Origin of the sequence: Rothia amarae (assembly GCF_042677725.1) — a bacterium.
GTDB lineage: Bacteria > Actinomycetota > Actinomycetes > Actinomycetales > Micrococcaceae > Rothia > Rothia amarae.
Window position 1 is genome coordinate 35,263 of record NZ_JBHUCN010000005.1, and the last position, 14,790, is coordinate 50,052.

Annotated in this window: 12 protein-coding genes; 8 read left to right on the top strand and 4 right to left on the bottom strand. The window is 51.9% G+C overall.

All coding sequences use genetic code 11. The features are described 5' to 3' along the window. Positions 1 to 27: 27 nt before the first annotated feature. The 3 genes from sufD to ACFR81_RS01595 are packed head-to-tail and all read right to left on the bottom strand — an operon-like array spanning position 28 to position 3,518. Positions 28 to 1,260, bottom strand: coding sequence for a Fe-S cluster assembly protein SufD (gene sufD / locus ACFR81_RS01585; RefSeq protein ID WP_068168420.1), 1,233 nt, complete (start codon positions 1,258 to 1,260; stop codon positions 28 to 30). A 2-nt stretch (positions 1,261 to 1,262) separates the two neighbouring features. Continuing rightward, entirely contained in the window at positions 1,263 to 2,720 is a 1,458-nt protein-coding gene (sufB, locus tag ACFR81_RS01590; RefSeq protein WP_151144972.1) for a Fe-S cluster assembly protein SufB, read from the bottom strand. Positions 2,721 to 2,771: 51 nt separating this feature from the next. Next, complete coding sequence (locus ACFR81_RS01595; RefSeq protein ID WP_343873740.1) at positions 2,772 to 3,518, bottom strand: helix-turn-helix transcriptional regulator; 747 nt, start codon at positions 3,516 to 3,518, stop codon at positions 2,772 to 2,774. Between the two features lie 187 nt (positions 3,519 to 3,705). On the opposite strand from ACFR81_RS01595, the gene ACFR81_RS01600 reads away from it, so the two are divergent. Genes ACFR81_RS01600 through ACFR81_RS01610 form a run of 3 tightly spaced genes read left to right on the top strand, consistent with a single transcriptional unit; the run spans position 3,706 to position 6,619 of the window. Next, a complete protein-coding gene (locus tag ACFR81_RS01600; RefSeq protein WP_343873743.1) occupies positions 3,706 to 4,731 on the top strand; it encodes an ABC transporter ATP-binding protein in 1,026 nt (341 codons plus the stop codon). Next, positions 4,728 to 5,501: an ABC transporter permease gene (locus ACFR81_RS01605; protein WP_343873746.1), complete on the top strand. Its 774-nt coding sequence runs from the start codon at positions 4,728 to 4,730 to the stop codon at positions 5,499 to 5,501. The genes ACFR81_RS01600 and ACFR81_RS01605 overlap by 4 nt, the downstream gene beginning before the upstream one ends. A gap of 20 nt (positions 5,502 to 5,521) precedes the next feature. Beyond that, entirely contained in the window at positions 5,522 to 6,619 is a 1,098-nt protein-coding gene (locus ACFR81_RS01610) for a COX15/CtaA family protein (RefSeq protein ID WP_068168410.1), read from the top strand. Between the two features lie 106 nt (positions 6,620 to 6,725). Here ACFR81_RS01610 and ACFR81_RS01615 read toward each other — a convergent pair whose 3' ends face one another. Beyond that, entirely contained in the window at positions 6,726 to 7,673 is a 948-nt protein-coding gene (locus tag ACFR81_RS01615) for a heme o synthase (RefSeq protein WP_068168454.1), read from the bottom strand. 332 nt (positions 7,674 to 8,005) lie between these two features. Between ACFR81_RS01615 and tkt the strand changes: the two genes are divergently transcribed. The 5 genes from tkt (at position 8,006) to pgl (ending at position 14,726) form a co-directional block, all read left to right on the top strand. Beyond that, positions 8,006 to 10,120: a transketolase gene (gene tkt / locus ACFR81_RS01620; protein ID WP_343873751.1), complete on the top strand. Its 2,115-nt coding sequence runs from the start codon at positions 8,006 to 8,008 to the stop codon at positions 10,118 to 10,120. Positions 10,121 to 10,194: 74 nt separating this feature from the next. Further along, positions 10,195 to 11,298 (top strand): transaldolase, encoded by a 1,104-nt coding sequence (gene tal, locus ACFR81_RS01625; RefSeq protein ID WP_068168403.1) that lies wholly within the window; start codon positions 10,195 to 10,197, stop codon positions 11,296 to 11,298. Between the two features lie 137 nt (positions 11,299 to 11,435). Next, complete coding sequence (gene zwf / locus ACFR81_RS01630) at positions 11,436 to 12,962, top strand: glucose-6-phosphate dehydrogenase (protein WP_145174554.1); 1,527 nt, start codon at positions 11,436 to 11,438, stop codon at positions 12,960 to 12,962. Continuing rightward, complete coding sequence (locus ACFR81_RS01635; RefSeq protein WP_068168398.1) at positions 12,959 to 13,942, top strand: glucose-6-phosphate dehydrogenase assembly protein OpcA; 984 nt, start codon at positions 12,959 to 12,961, stop codon at positions 13,940 to 13,942. The genes zwf and ACFR81_RS01635 overlap by 4 nt, the downstream gene beginning before the upstream one ends. Next, positions 13,935 to 14,726, top strand: a complete 792-nt coding sequence (gene pgl, locus ACFR81_RS01640) for a 6-phosphogluconolactonase (protein WP_190616580.1) — start codon at positions 13,935 to 13,937, stop codon at positions 14,724 to 14,726. Before ACFR81_RS01635 ends, pgl begins: the two co-directional genes overlap by 8 nt. The last annotated feature ends 64 nt before the right edge of the window (positions 14,727 to 14,790 follow it).

A 14,790-nucleotide genomic window follows, 5' to 3' on the forward strand; every position in this document is an offset into this window, starting at 1 on the left:
CCTAAAAATTTGTGGAGCGCGCCTGCGCTAGTTATTGCTGAGAGCCAGTTCTTCTTCAAGTGCATCCATGAGCTTTTCTTCGAGCTCAGGAATGTGAATCTGCTGGATGATTTCATTGAGGAATCCGCGCACTACCAGGCGGCGTGCTTCTGCCTCGGGGATACCGCGTGCCTGCAGGTACCAGAGGTGTTCATCATCTAGCTGGCCGGTGGTCGAAGCGTGACCTGCACCGTCAATGAGACCGGTTTCAATCTCAAGGTTAGGTACAGAGTCAGCCCGAGGGCCATCCTCAAGTATCAAGTTACGGTTGAGCTCGTAGGTGTCAGTGCCTTCGGCATCCTTACCAATCAGAACGTCACCCACCCATACCGAGTGTGCGTTGCGCCCCTGCAGAGCACCCTTGTAGGTAACGCGGGACTTGCAGTTAGGCACAGAATGATCCACGAACAAACGAGACTCAATATGCTGACCGGCATCCACGAAGTAAAGACCGTACATTTCGGTTTCTGCACCGGGAGCGCTGAACTTGGTGGAAGGAGTAACTCGTACCAGATTGCCGCCCAACGAGATGTTGATGTGCTTGAAACGAGCGTCGCGACCCAACTTGGCGTACTGGGCAGAAGCGTGGATGGCGTCATCGTTCCACTCCTGAACCGAAACCACGGTCAAAGATGATGAATCCCCCACCTTGAATTCAACGTTCTGGGAAACCACGGCGGAACCGGCATGACGCAAAACCACCACTGCCTTAGAGAAGGGCTTGGTTTCCACCACAATATGCTGAGCGGTAGGTTCCATCGAAGTACCTTGAATCTGCAACGCAATGTGCTGATCCAGCTCATCTTCCTGACCCACCGTAATCACGGTAGCTTCGCTGAAACTTGACCAAGCATTTGCAGCAACACGGTCTTCGGGAATACCCGCAGAACCAATACGCGAATCATCACGATTGACCGTTTCTACGGAGACCGAATCGGGCGCTGAAACTGAAATATCAACGCCCTGACCTGTCAGCGCATCGGTGTGCAAACCACCCAAACGCTTCAGAGGAGTGAAACGCCAGTCCTCTTCACGCCCGGTCAGTTCAGCAAAGTCCTCCACCTTATAAGAGGTAGGGCGACCAGCACGGGAAGTATCTACAGTCTTCTTTTCAACACGAATCGTGTCGTCCTGAACCTGCTCAGTAGCTAGCTTCTCGCCTTCGTCGGTCATACCTGGAATCGCAGGAGAGTTATGGCTTTTATTTTCAATGTTTGACATATTTAGCCCACAGATCCTTCCATCTGAAGTTCAATCAGACGATTCAATTCAAGTGCGTATTCCATCGGAAGTTCACGCGCAATAGGTTCAACGAAGCCGCGAACTATCATTGCCATCGCTTCTTCTTCAGTCAGACCGCGCTGCATGAGGTAGAAGAGCTGCTCTTCAGATACGCGAGAGACGGTTGCCTCGTGCCCCATGGTGACGTCGTCCTCGCGAACATCCACATAGGGGTAGGTATCCGAGCGGGAAACGGTATCTACCAAGAGAGCGTCACAGACCACCGAAGACTTCGAGTGGTGAGCGCCTTCTCGAACCTGCACGAGCCCGCGGTATGCCGCGCGTCCGCCGTTACGAGCAATTGACTTGGAGACAATCGAAGAAGACGTATGAGGTGCAATATGAACCATCTTCGAACCGGTATCCTGATGCTGGCCTTCACCGGCGAAGGCAATGGAGAGAGTCTCGCCCTTAGCGTGCTCGCCTACCATGTACACAGCAGGGTACTTCTGGGTCACCTTAGAACCGATATTGCCGTCGACCCATTCCATGGTGCCGCCCTCTTCGCAGAGAGTACGCTTGGTCACCAGGTTGTACACGTTGTTCGACCAGTTCTGAATAGTGGTGTAGCGAACGCGGGCGTTCTTCTTCACCACGATTTCAACCACTGCCGAGTGCAGAGAATCGGACTTGTAAATAGGTGCGGTGCAACCTTCGATGTAATGAACGTAGGAACCTTCATCAGCAATAATCAAAGTGCGCTCGAACTGACCCATGTTCTCCGTATTGATACGGAAGTAAGCCTGCAACGGAATATCAACGTGGACACCCTTGGGCACATAGATAAATGAGCCACCAGACCATACGGCGGTGTTCAACGCTGCAAACTTGTTATCACCGGTAGGAATAACGGTGCCAAAGTATTCGCGGAAAATCTCTTCATGCTCTTTGAGCGCAGTATCGGTATCAACGAAGATTACACCCTGCTGCTCAAGGTCTTCACGAATCTGGTGGTACACGACCTCAGATTCATACTGCGCTGCAACGCCAGCAACCAAGCGCTCGCGCTCAGCCTCGGGTATACCCAGTTTTTCGTAGGTATTGCGAATATCTTCGGGAAGATCTTCCCAAGTCTTTGCCTGGCCCTCGGTGGAGCGCACAAAGTACTTGATGTTATCGAAATCAATTTCCGAAAGATCCGCACCCCAGGTGGGCATGGGCTTGCGATCGAAGAACTTCAGAGCCTTCAGACGCATATTCAGCATCCACTCGGGCTCGTTCTTCTTCGAGGAGATATCACGAACAACATCCTCATTCAAACCGCGTTTTGCGGTCTGACCTGCAATATCAGAGTCGGCCCAACCGTACTCGTAGGTACCAATGCCCTCGAGCTCGGGGTTAGCCTCCAGAATCTCTGAAATGACGGTGTTGTTGGCATTGCGCTCAACTTGCTCAGTCATTTTGGCCTTTCTTTGTGGGGTTCTTTAGCGGCATGCGCCGCAAAGTCTTTTCTACTGTGGCTCGGTCACATTCAACCGCTCCAGTGGAATATGGGTGGTGCACACGTGCGCACCATCTGCCATAGTGGAGAGCCGTCGAACGTCGACACCGAGAAGATCCGCAATTATTTTGGTTTCTTCGTCACAGAAAATATGAAAATCTTCAGCCAAATCACGCACTGGGCAGTGCCCCTGGCATAGCTGAATACTCGCTAGAAGATGTTGGGGTAGTTTTCGCCCGGCTGGCGGGTCCATTACTTGAGCCGATGCAACAAAACCATCTTGCGACATCGCCAAAGCGAGTGCATTTGCCCGCGCCATAATGTCGTTGCCGGCCGCTTCAACTAAAGGTCGGTAGCGGTCTTCCATCTCTGCCGAACGCGCTGCAACGAAAGCCTGCAAAGCCTGTTTGCCGACCTTCTCCTCAAGCAGGTGCAGAGCGTCTTTTGCTATTCCCAGATAATCATTTCCAATCTGAGAATGCCCCTGAGGGGCTATGACGTAACGACGCGCGGGTCGTCCGGCGCCTGCTCCGTGCTGTTTAAGAGGTGCGACAATAATGAGCCCGTCGTGTTCGAGGACATCGAGATGTCGGCGCACCGCGGCGGGGGTGAGATTGAGTTCTTCACCGAGACTGGCCGCAGAAACAGGGCCCTGAGTGAGTACTCCGGTCAGAACACGGTCGCGTGTTCTTTCCTCTGTTTCTGTATTGCGCGCACCAGTAGGCTTCTTTGCGGAGTCTTGATTCACGGAATACACAAATAAAGTATGACCTAATTCGTGGGTTCAAATCTAGTAAGGCAAACCTTTCTTTGCTCTCAGCGCACACTCGATTCACCTACTACTTCATCCCCTCGCTAAGGTACACCCTGGGATTGCTCTGATAGTTTGACCAAATACACCTGCCGGAGATGAGACTTTATTCGCCACAGCGTAAGCTAGAGTAGTGCAAAACCTGAACTCCTCACACCCGCATTTTCAGCTGGGCAACACCTCTGCCCTCGCTGCAGTTCAGATAGTTTCTCTGGTTAAAGAATTTAAGCCATCGCGTGATTTTGCGCAGAAACATCCAGAGAAAATCAACGAACGCGGCACCGTCAGCGCTATCAATGGACTCTCACTCACCGCCCACCGCGGGGAAGTCTGTGTGCTATTGGGGGCAAATGGTGCGGGGAAAACAACCACGCTTGCATGCGCCCAGGGGCTTCAAAAACCCACCTCAGGCACGGTTCAATTGCTCGGTGAAAACCCGTGGGGAGCTTCTCCAGAATTACGCGCTCGCGTGGGAATTATGTTGCAAGACGGCGGCTTACCTCAGGCAATGCGACCCATCCCCTTGCTGAAGCACATTTCTTCCATGTACCAGAATCCCCTGAAAGTGGATGAAATTGCAGAGCGGTTGGGTATCCATTCCTTTAACGGGACCACTATCCGCAGGCTCTCCGGCGGCCAAAAACAACGTGTTGCGCTCGCCGCAGCTCTGATGGGCAGGCCCGAAGTACTTTTCCTTGACGAGCCCTCCGCCGGACTTGATCCCCAATCCCGCAATGTCGTCTTTGAAATTATCCGCGAACAAAAAGAAAAAGGTGTGGGCATTATTCTCACTACCCACCTTCTTGACGATGCCCAGCGGCTTGCTGATGATGTGTATATCGTTGATGCCGGTACTGTAGTTCGGCATGGAAGCGTCCAGGAGCTTCTGGCGGGGGAAGACAGCAACCATAAAAGACTCACTTTCACTCTGGCGGACAAGCTCAATACTCAACGCCTCACAGACCGTTTGCGCTCTGATGTCACGTTGATTCACCTCTCCGACCACCACTATGCGTTGGAGGGGCAACTCTCCCCCGGCGTCATTGCTCAACTCGGTGCTGAACTAGAGCAGCAAAATCTTATGCCGGTTTCGCTCGAACTTTCTCAGCGCACGTTGGAAGACGTATTTTTAGAAATCTCAGGACGTGATATTCAATGAGCCAGCAAGTTGCTTCCTCTGCTGCAAGCTTTCCACAACGTATCCTGGCGCAGGGAAAATATGAAACGCTCGCCATGCTTAAAAATGGCGAGCAACTTCTGCTCAACATAGCATTCCCTCTATTCGCTTTGGTGGGTCTACGGTATACCGGCTTCCTCGATTCTTATGCCCAGCAGTTAGGCGTAACCCGTCTAGATATTGCGGTGCCAGGAGTGTTAGCTCTGTGTGTCATTTCCACGGCGCTCTCAGGTCAAGGTATTGCAACTGGGTTTGACCGCCGCTACGGTGTTCTCCGTTTTCTCTCCACTACCCCTTTGGGCAAAACCGGTTTGATGATGGGTAAAATTTTGGCGGTTCTCACCGTCATTGTCGTGCAGTATCTCATTGTGCTGCTGGTGGCGGTTCTCCTAGGGTTCCGCCCGCATCTCATCCCCATTTTGCTCTCTATTCCTACCCTGCTCTGTGGGGCAGCAGCTTTCACCGCGCTGGGGATGCTCATTGCGGGTACCGTCCGTGCAGAAGCTACCTTGGCAATTGTGAACATGGCGTGGGCAATCCTAGCCATTGGTGGTGGAACGCTCATTCCCACGCATCATTTCCCCGGAATTCTCGGGTGGATTGTCAATATTCTTCCGTCGGGAGCGCTCGGATCAGCTCTTCGTGGAGAATATTTGCACCAGGAGTTTCTTTTCCTACCCCACCTCGTCATGCTGGTATGGGCAATACTTTGTGGCTCCCTTGCCGCCAAATTTTTCAAATGGTCAGCGTAAATAGCGTTAGTTAGGTTCTTATGTCTGTCAACACCGCGCCTCAAAAGCGCGATAGGCTCGTTTCCCTTCGCGAGAAACTACTCCCTACCGAATACACCCCCTGGGTCAAAACAATGGCGTACGCGGTAGTCCTCGCCAATATCTTCCTGATTGTTTCTGGCGGAATCGTCCGACTCACCGGGTCAGGTTTGGGCTGTGATACGTGGCCCCGCTGTACTACCGAAGGCTCCTGGACGACGACGCCTGAGATGGGCATCCACGGCATTGTTGAGTTTGGTAACCGCATGCTCACTTTCGTGTTGATGGCGGTCACCGTTCTTGCTTTTCTCTCTATCGTGCGCATCGTCCTACCTCATGCGCGGGGGTTCAAAGACGTCTTCCCTCTTCTGTTTACTGGACTTCGCTCTGCACAGAACCGCTACTCAGATATTTTCAATCTTTCTTTGCTACTGCTCTGGGGCATTCCCTTGCAGGCAATTGTGGGCGGCATCTCGGTGTGGCTCAAACTGAACCCCTGGATGATTACAGCGCATTTCTACCTCACCGGCATCATGATTGGCATTGCCGCTATCTACCTCAACCGTGTTCTGCGCTATTTTGAGAAAACTTCTTCTGCCTCTGAACGAGTGTTGGAGGAAACCCTCCCTGCTCAGTCCAAGGAAATGCGGATTTTGGGTTGGATCGGGTTGGCATTGGTTGCTTACCTTGTCTTCATGGGCACCGTTGTAACGGGCACCGGTCCTCACGCAGGTGATCCCCAGGCGCACCGTCACGCTTTTAATCCTGTCATCGTGACACGCATGCACTCACTGGGGGTATGGGCTTACTGCGCCACCGTCATTTTTGTACTGCTTCTTCAACGGAAGAACAACTGGCCTGTCTCCCTCAAGAAGGGAATCACGCTGGTCTTGCTGGTCTTGGTTTACCAGGCGGTAGTAGGTTATACCCAATACTTCAACGGACTTCCTATCTGGTTAGTAGAACTGCACCTGCTCGGTTCAGGACTTTTCATCTGGGCTGCAGTATCGCTCATTGAAAAGCAGTTGGTCATCGGCTCTGCATCAGAGCGGCAAAAAACAGCTCGCCGGATTTATCAAGCACCCGTCATTTCCCGCTAAACACAATGGAAGAAGGGCCCGAGAACATAAGTGTTCTCGGGCCCTTTTTTATTCTTTCTAGTGCGTGAGTCAATCCTTTTGGAAATGTCTCGCAAGCAAGTCAGTATTAGAGACTCAGCACTGCATCCCCTACGAAAGGATCGATTGCCAGGGCGATGAACAGCACGGTGAGGTAGGTGATAGATCCGTGGAAAACGGTCATTGCAGTGCGGCTGGTAGCGCGTTCTTCTAACGCCAAATGATGCAACTTATGGCAGTGAAAAAGGAACCAAACGCCTGCGGCGATAGCGGTAATGGTGTAAACCCAACCAGCACCGCCCAAGGGGATAAGAAGCAAAGAGCAAACAATCATTGCCCATGCGTAGAGCACTACCTGAACGGATACGCTCTTAGCGCTAGCAATCGCACCGAGCATAGGGATTCCAGCGCGCTGATAGTCTTCGGCATACTTCATAGAGAGGGGCCAGTAATGCGGTGGCGTCCATAAGAAAATTACCAGGAACAGCACAACAGCTGCCCAGGTAATGCGGTTTTCAACTGCAGCCCAAGCAATAAAGACGGGCATACAACCGGCGAGTCCACCCCAGACGATATTTTGAGTAGTTCTACGCTTGAGTATTAGCGAGTAGAAGACCACGTAGAGCAAAATCGCCACCACGCCTAAGGCACTTGCCAAAGGATTGACCAGGAAGAAGAGATATACGATGGAGATAACCGCGAGAATCCACGCGAAGACAAGTGCTTCTTTATCTGTCAACTCACCGGTGACCAGAGGTCGCTTTTCGGTACGTTTCATCTTACGGTCAGCTTCACGGTCGATATAGCAGTTAAATGCGCCCGAAGCACCGGCAGCCATAGCCCCACCAATCATGGTGTTCAAAATGAGCCAAAGATTGGGCATACCGCCGGCGGCAAACATCATGGTTGGAGCGGTGGTGACCAACAATAGTTCAATCACCTGAGGCTTGGTCAAGTGCAGGTACGCCTTTGCTTTACGAACAAAACCGATTTTTTGCTCTCCAGGTGCACTGCTCTCTCGTGGAGCAGTAGAAATGCTCGGAGTGCTATCGACCTTCACCAAAATTTGGCTCCCTACCCAAGAATGCGTGCAATAATCTGCCCCTTTGCGGCGTCTGCAAGTATTTTGAGCACGGCAAAGTAACAGATAGTCAAATATAAACTATACCTCACTCCGAATGCTCTCAAAAGGTTCCCCTAAAACGCACGGGTGTTCAGCTTTTTGAGCGAGCCTGAATTTATGGAGTGCTTTCTACTATTCTGGAAGTAATCGCCCTAGCTCCCCTTGTGGCGGGCTAGATGACTAGATAAAGATTTACATAGTAGGGAAAATACGGTGGGAATCCTCCACCACAGAAAGGACTTCCTGTGCCTGATCTCAACAATAAACTTGTGTGGAATGAAAAAGACCAGCGAGCAGTGGACACCGTACGTGTCCTTGCTGCAGATGCCGTCGAAAAAGTTGGCTCCGGTCACCCCGGTACCGCAATGAGCTTGGCTCCCGTTGCACACCTGCTATTCCAGAAGGTGATGCGTCACGATCCTAGCGACGACAAGTGGATGGGACGAGATCGTTTCATCCTCTCCCCCGGTCACACATCGCTCACCCTCTACCTTCAGCTGTTCCTCAATGGCTACGGTCTTGAGATGGATGATTTGAAGGCGCTCCGCACCTGGGGTTCGTTGACTCCTGGTCACCCCGAATACAAGCACACCAAGGGTGTGGAAATCACCACCGGCCCCCTCGGCCAGGGTCTAGCTTCTGCCGTAGGTTTTGCATACGCTCAGCGCCGCATGCGCGGTCTCTTTGATCCCGAGGCACCTGCTGGTGAATCACCTTTCGACCACACCATCTTCACTATTGCCTCTGAAGGCGATATTCAAGAAGGCGTCACTTCTGAGGCAAGCTCACTCGCTGGTCACCAGGAACTGGGCAACCTCGTCGTCATCTTCGACCGCAACCACATTTCCATTGAAGACGACACTGACGTCGCTTTCACCGAAGACGTTTTGAAACGCTATGAAGCATATGGCTGGGATACCACCCGTATTGACTGGACTGAAACCGGCGAATACAAAGAAGACGTTCAGGCTCTCTACGACGCCATCGTGGCTGCCAAGAAGGTTACCGATAAGCCTTCAATCATTGAGTTGCGCACCGTCATCGGTTGGCCCTCCCCCAATAAAAAGAACACCGGCGGCGTTCACGGTGCAAAGTTGGGCACAGAAGAAGTTATTGCTACCAAGGAATACCTGGGCTTCAACCCCGATGAGCATTTCTTCATTGATGATGAAATCCTCAACTACACGCGCGAAGTTAAGGAGCGCAATGCAGCAGAACGTGCTGAGTGGGAGAAGTCTTTTGAGGCTTGGAAATCTGAGCACCCCGAGGAAGCAAAGCTGTATGCTCGCCTAGAAGCAGGAAAGCTTCCGGAAAACCTGAACGAATCCCTGCCAGTATTTGAAGCTGGTTCTTCCATCGCTACCCGTGCAGCATCAGGCAAGGTTATCAATGCTCTGGCTCCAGTCATGCCCGAGCTTTGGGGTGGCTCTGCTGACTTGGCAAGCTCCAATAACACCACCATCGACACTGATAAATCGTTCAACCCCGAACACCGTAGCACCGCCAGCTGGAGCGCAAGCCCCTACGGGCGAGTACTGCACTTCGGTATTCGCGAGCACGCTGCGGCAGCTATTACCAACGGTATTGTTCTAGCGTCTCCCACCCGCCCCTTCAACGGTACCTTCTTCGTCTTTACCGACTACCAGCGCGCAGCAGTTCGCCTGGCTGCAGTGATGGGCATTCCCAACATCTTTGTATGGACGCACGACTCGATTGGTTTGGGTGAAGATGGCCCCACCCACCAGCCGGTAGAGCACCTCACTGCAATGCGTGCAATCCCCGGTCTCGACGTCGTTCGTCCTGCAGATGGTAACGAAACGGCCGTTGCCTGGCGCAAGATTCTGGAAATCAAGGATCATCCGGCCGGGTTGGTTCTTTCCCGCCAGAACCTCACCAACGTTGCTCGCGAAGATTTGCACCCCGATGCAGAGGGGGAAAAGTTTGCCTCAGCTGAAGGAGCAGCTCGCGGTGGCTACGTACTAGCAGATACCGAAGGCACCCCCGATGTCATTCTGATTGCTAGCGGTTCCGAAGTTGAAATTGCTTTGGATGCGCGCCAGAAGCTGGCTGAGAAGAACGTGGCTGCCCGGGTAGTTTCCATGCCATCACGTGAATGGTTCGCTGCTGAATCCGAAGAATACCGTGCATCGGTTATTCCTACCGAGGTGAAGGCGCGAGTCACCGTTGAAGCCGGTCTTGCCATGAGCTGGTATGACTTGCTCGGCGATGCCGGCCGCGCAGTTTCTCTGGAACACTTTGGTGCTTCCGCCGCAGGTGAGAAGCTGTACGAAGAATTCGGTATTACCTCTGAAGCAGTTGTAAAGGCTGCCGAAGAATCCATCGCGGCTACTCAGAAATAGTTCACAGAGGGTGCTTTTCTCACCGAGAGAGCACCCTCCATTTTCTTCAAGATTCTGGACGAAAGGTTTTAACAATGACTACTTCAACTCAAAAAATTTCCGACGCCGGAGTTTCCCTCTGGTTCGATGACCTCTCCCGCGAACGCATTACCACTGGTAACTTGCAGGAGCTGATTGATACCAAGAACGTTGTGGGAATTACCACTAACCCCACCATCTTTGCCGGCGCGCTCTCTAACGGTGAGTCCTACGCTGAGCAGGTTAAAGAACTGGCGGCTGCTGATACTTCCCTGGAAGACGCAGTTTTCACCATCATGGCGGACGACGTACAGAAGGCATGCGATGTCTTCGCACCCATCTACAACTCCACCCAGGGTCGTGATGGTCGGGTGTCCCTAGAAGTTGATCCCGGTTTGGCTCGCGATAGCGATGGCACTGCTGAGATGGCAAAGTCTCTGGCGGAAAAGGTCAACCGTGAGAACCTGATGATTAAGATTCCCGCCACAGAGCAGGGTCTGGAGCCTATCGCTAAAACGTTGGCTGAGGGTATCTCGGTGAACGTCACCCTTATCTTCTCTCTCGAGCGCTACCGCGCCGTCATGAATGCATACATGATCGGTCTGGAAAAGGCATTGGAGAACGGTAAGAACCTTTCAAAGATTCATTCGGTAGCTTCCTTCTTTATCTCCCGCGTTGATTCTGAGATCGATGCTCAGCTCGATGCCATTGGTACCGAAGAAGCGAAAGCTCTCAAGGGTAAAGCAGGTTTGGCGAACGCTCGCCTGGCATACCAAGCATTTGAAGAGACCTTCTCTTCCGAGCGCTGGGAACGTCTGGCAGCCGCAGGCGCCAACGTGCAGCGTCCGCTGTGGGCATCTACCGGCACCAAGGACCCTGCATATCCTGCAGATCTCTACGTCAGCCAGTTGGTTGCACCCAACACCGTCAACACCGTTCCTGCGAAGACCCTTGACTACTTCGCTGAACACGGTGAAGTCGTAGGAGATACCATCTCAGGTACGTACGACGAGTCCAATAAGGTACTCAACGACATCGAAGCTCAGGGTGTTTCCTACAACGATGTTGTCAAAAAGCTTGAAGACGAAGGTATCGAAAAGTTTGACGCTTCCTGGGCTGAACTTCTTGAAACCGTCAAGAAAGCTTTGGTCTCTGCATAATATGGGTCACCTATTCAAGAGTTAAGCTGAGAAAAATTTACGGTCTTAGCGATTGAGTGAAATAATGAGGGCGGTGCCCGCAATGTGCGGGCACCGCCACAATATTAGGTAAAAGTTAAGGACAGAACTCTGTGTCTATGACTCATGTATCAAACCCTCTGAGAGATCCCAGGGATCGCAGGCTCACCCGTGTTGCTGGGCCCAGTAGCCTGGTATTTTTTGGAGTAACCGGTGATCTCGCGCGGAAGAAACTGCTTCCGGCAGTATATGACATGGTGAACCGTGGACTTTTGCCTCCTAGCTTTGGACTGGTTGGATTCGGACGACGTGAATGGTCCCACGACCAATTCAAGGATTTTGTGCGTGAATCAGTGGAAGCTCATTCGCGCACCACGTTCCGTGAAGACGTATGGAATCAGTTCGCCACCGGAATACGTTTTGTTCAAGGTGCCTTTGACGATGATGATTCATTTATCCGGCTGAATGAAACTCTTGAAGAACTCAAGGAATCCCGGGGCACTCAAGGTAATCACGCGTTTTATCTCTCAATTCCGCCCAAGGATTTTGAGAGCGTTCTGCAGATGCTGGCTAAACATGAATTAGCGCAGCAGAAAGACGGCAAGGGCTGGCGTCGTGTCATTATCGAGAAGCCCTTTGGCCACGATCTAGAGTCTGCACGCGACCTCAACAAAATTGTTGAGGATGTTTTCCCTTCGGATGCTATTTTCCGCATCGACCATTATCTGGGTAAAGAGACTGTTCAAAATATTTTGGCCATGCGTTTTGCCAATCAAATCTTTGAGCCTCTATGGAATTCAAACCATATCGATCATGTGCAGATTACGATGGCTGAGCCTTTCGGTATTGGCTCCCGTGCTGGTTATTACGATGGAGTAGGTGCAGCCCGCGATGTCATCCAGAACCACCTTCTGCAACTCTTAGCACTGACTGCTATGGAAGAACCTATTTCTTTCAAGGCTCATCATTTGAGAACCGAGAAAGAAAAAGTACTTGAAGCGGTCACGCTCCCTGAGAATCTGTCGAACTCCTTTGCGATTGGGCAGTACACCTCTGGTTACCAGGGTGGTGAAGTGGTCAATGGTTTCTTTGATGAAAAAGATATTCCTTCTACCTCCCGCACTGAAACGTTTGCCGCGATCAAGGTCAATATCAATACGCGCCGTTGGAACGGCGTTCCCTTTTACCTGCGCACCGGAAAGCGGTTAGGGCGTCGCGTTACTGAAATCGCACTGGTCTTGAAAAAATCGCCCAATCTGCTATTCAACAATTCTAATGACGCCGGTCAGAACGCTATCGTGATTCGAGTTCAGCCAGATGAGGGTCTAAATATTCGTTTCTCATCCAAGGTTCCCGGAACCCAGATGGCGATTCGTGATGTGAACATGGACTTCGTCTATGGTCATAGCTTCACCGAAGAGCTCCCTGAAGCATACGAACGGTTGATTTTGGACGTTCTCCTGGGCGAACCGCCGCTTTTCCCCCGCCAGGAGGAAGTGGAACTTTCCTGGAAAATTCTTGATCCTTTTGAGAAATATTGGGCTCAGCACAATATCAAGCCCGATGAGTATGCCCCGGGCTCGTGGGGACCTGAATCCGCAAATACCCTATTAGCTCGCGATAATCGCGTTTGGAGACGCCCGTGATCAGCATCCTTGAAAACACAGATACCATCAAAATTGAAAAAGAAATTTCTCGGTTGCGGGATGAAACGGGAAATACGATTTCCGGTCGTGTTCTGACGCTGGTTATGCTTGCCGAATCGGGGCATTCTCGGCTGGCGATGGAAGCTGCGCAGGCGGCATCGCACGAACATCCCTGCCGGATTATTATCCATATTGCAAAAGATCGCGATGCCGAAAACCGGTTGGATGCGCAGATTGAAGTAGGTGGTGAAGCGGGTGCTTCTGAGCTCATTGTTCTGCGCGGTTGGGGTCGGGCAGCGGAACCTACCGAATCTTTGATTTCTGGTCTGTTGTTGCCCGATTCGCCCATTGTGGCGTGGTGGCCCCACTCGGTTCCTGAAGCTCCTGCTGAAACTTCCATTGGTCGAATTGCCCAGCGTCGTATTACTGATTCTGCTCGTGCTTATGATCCAATGACCGTTTTGAGCCAGCTCTCCAAAACCTATCAAGACGGCGATACTGACCTTGCGTGGATTAGGTTGACACTGTGGCGTATACAATTAGCGGCTATACTCGACCAAATCCCCTACTCTCCCACTCAGAAAGTTACCGTTTCTGGGTCTTCTAAATCTCCATCGGTGGTCTTGCTCGGCGCGTGGCTTGGTTACAAGCTTGAAGCAGAGGTTCACCTTTCCACGACCAATCTTGAACGCGGTTTGTACAGGGTGGAGCTCGAACGTGAAGACGGCAAGATTGTCATCGACCGCCCCGATTGGAATATCGCAAAGCTTTCCTATCCCGGTGCTCCCGACCAGCAGATAGCGCTACCGGTTCGTACTCTTGCCGAATGTTTGGCAGAGGAACTGCGGCGTCTGGATCCCGATGAAGTCTACGGTGAAGTGCTAACCAAGGCGCTTCACTCTGGGAACATCGTCGTTGATTTGAACAATAACGAGGACGTCACTGAAGGCGTCAACTGTACGGAGGTTTTCGATGCCTAAACCACGCTTTATTTCTTTTCCTGACCAAAAAACTTTGGCAGATGAACTTGCCGCTCATTTTCTCAGCGCCCTACAGCAGGACCTCTCAGATAATGAGCTAGTACATGTTTCTCTCACCGGGGGAACTATGGGTTCCAAGATCCTGGAAACAGCGGGTGAATTGCGTGCACTCAAAGATATCGATTGGTCCCGCGTACACTTCTGGTGGTCCGACGAGCGGTTTGTACCCACCGGTCACGAAGACCGAAATTCCCAGCAGGCTGCTGATGCGCTCCTCGCATCACTGGATATTCCCGCGGAAAATCTGCATGTGATAGGCGCATCTGACCAGTTCGACACTGCAGAAAAAGCTGCAGAAGCTTACCGGCAGGAACTGAAGAAATTTGCTCCTACGGGCGCAGAATACCCTACGTTTGGTCTTTCTTTGTTGGGTATGGGCCCTGACGGACACATCGCATCGCTCTTTCCCCATCGCCCAGAGATTCATGAAGAAAAGGCAATCACCCTAGCGGTTCATGATTCACCCAAACCCCCACCCCATCGAGTAACGCTGACTCGACCCGTTATCTGCAATTCCCAGCAGATTTGGTTCATGGTATCGGGAGAAGACAAGAACGCCCCATTGACGCGTGTCATGCAAGCTTCATCAGTCAAGGACGAAGAGCTCTCAGCAGATATCCTCACCGAAACTCCCGCCGCCGGAGCTAGAGGACTTGAGAAAACAATTATTTGGGCGGATGCTGCAGCACAGGGCAATCTAAAGTTCTCAGCAGAAGCTAGATAAAGACCTGAGGTTGCAGTCAAAAGTGGCTCCCACCGTTTGGTGGGAGCCACTTTTTATTAAAACT

Coding starts and splice junctions, on each gene's coding strand:
- sufD (WP_068168420.1), bottom strand. CDS start 1,260: ATGTCAAACATTGAAAATAAAAGCCATAACTCTCCTGCGATTCCAGGT.
- ACFR81_RS01605 (WP_343873746.1), top strand. CDS start 4,728: ATGAGCCAGCAAGTTGCTTCCTCTGCTGCAAGCTTTCCACAACGTATC.
- tal (WP_068168403.1), top strand. CDS start 10,195: ATGACTACTTCAACTCAAAAAATTTCCGACGCCGGAGTTTCCCTCTGG.
- ACFR81_RS01610 (WP_068168410.1), top strand. CDS start 5,522: ATGTCTGTCAACACCGCGCCTCAAAAGCGCGATAGGCTCGTTTCCCTT.
- sufB (WP_151144972.1), bottom strand. CDS start 2,720: ATGACTGAGCAAGTTGAGCGCAATGCCAACAACACCGTCATTTCAGAG.
- zwf (WP_145174554.1), top strand. CDS start 11,436: ATGACTCATGTATCAAACCCTCTGAGAGATCCCAGGGATCGCAGGCTC.
- pgl (WP_190616580.1), top strand. CDS start 13,935: ATGCCTAAACCACGCTTTATTTCTTTTCCTGACCAAAAAACTTTGGCA.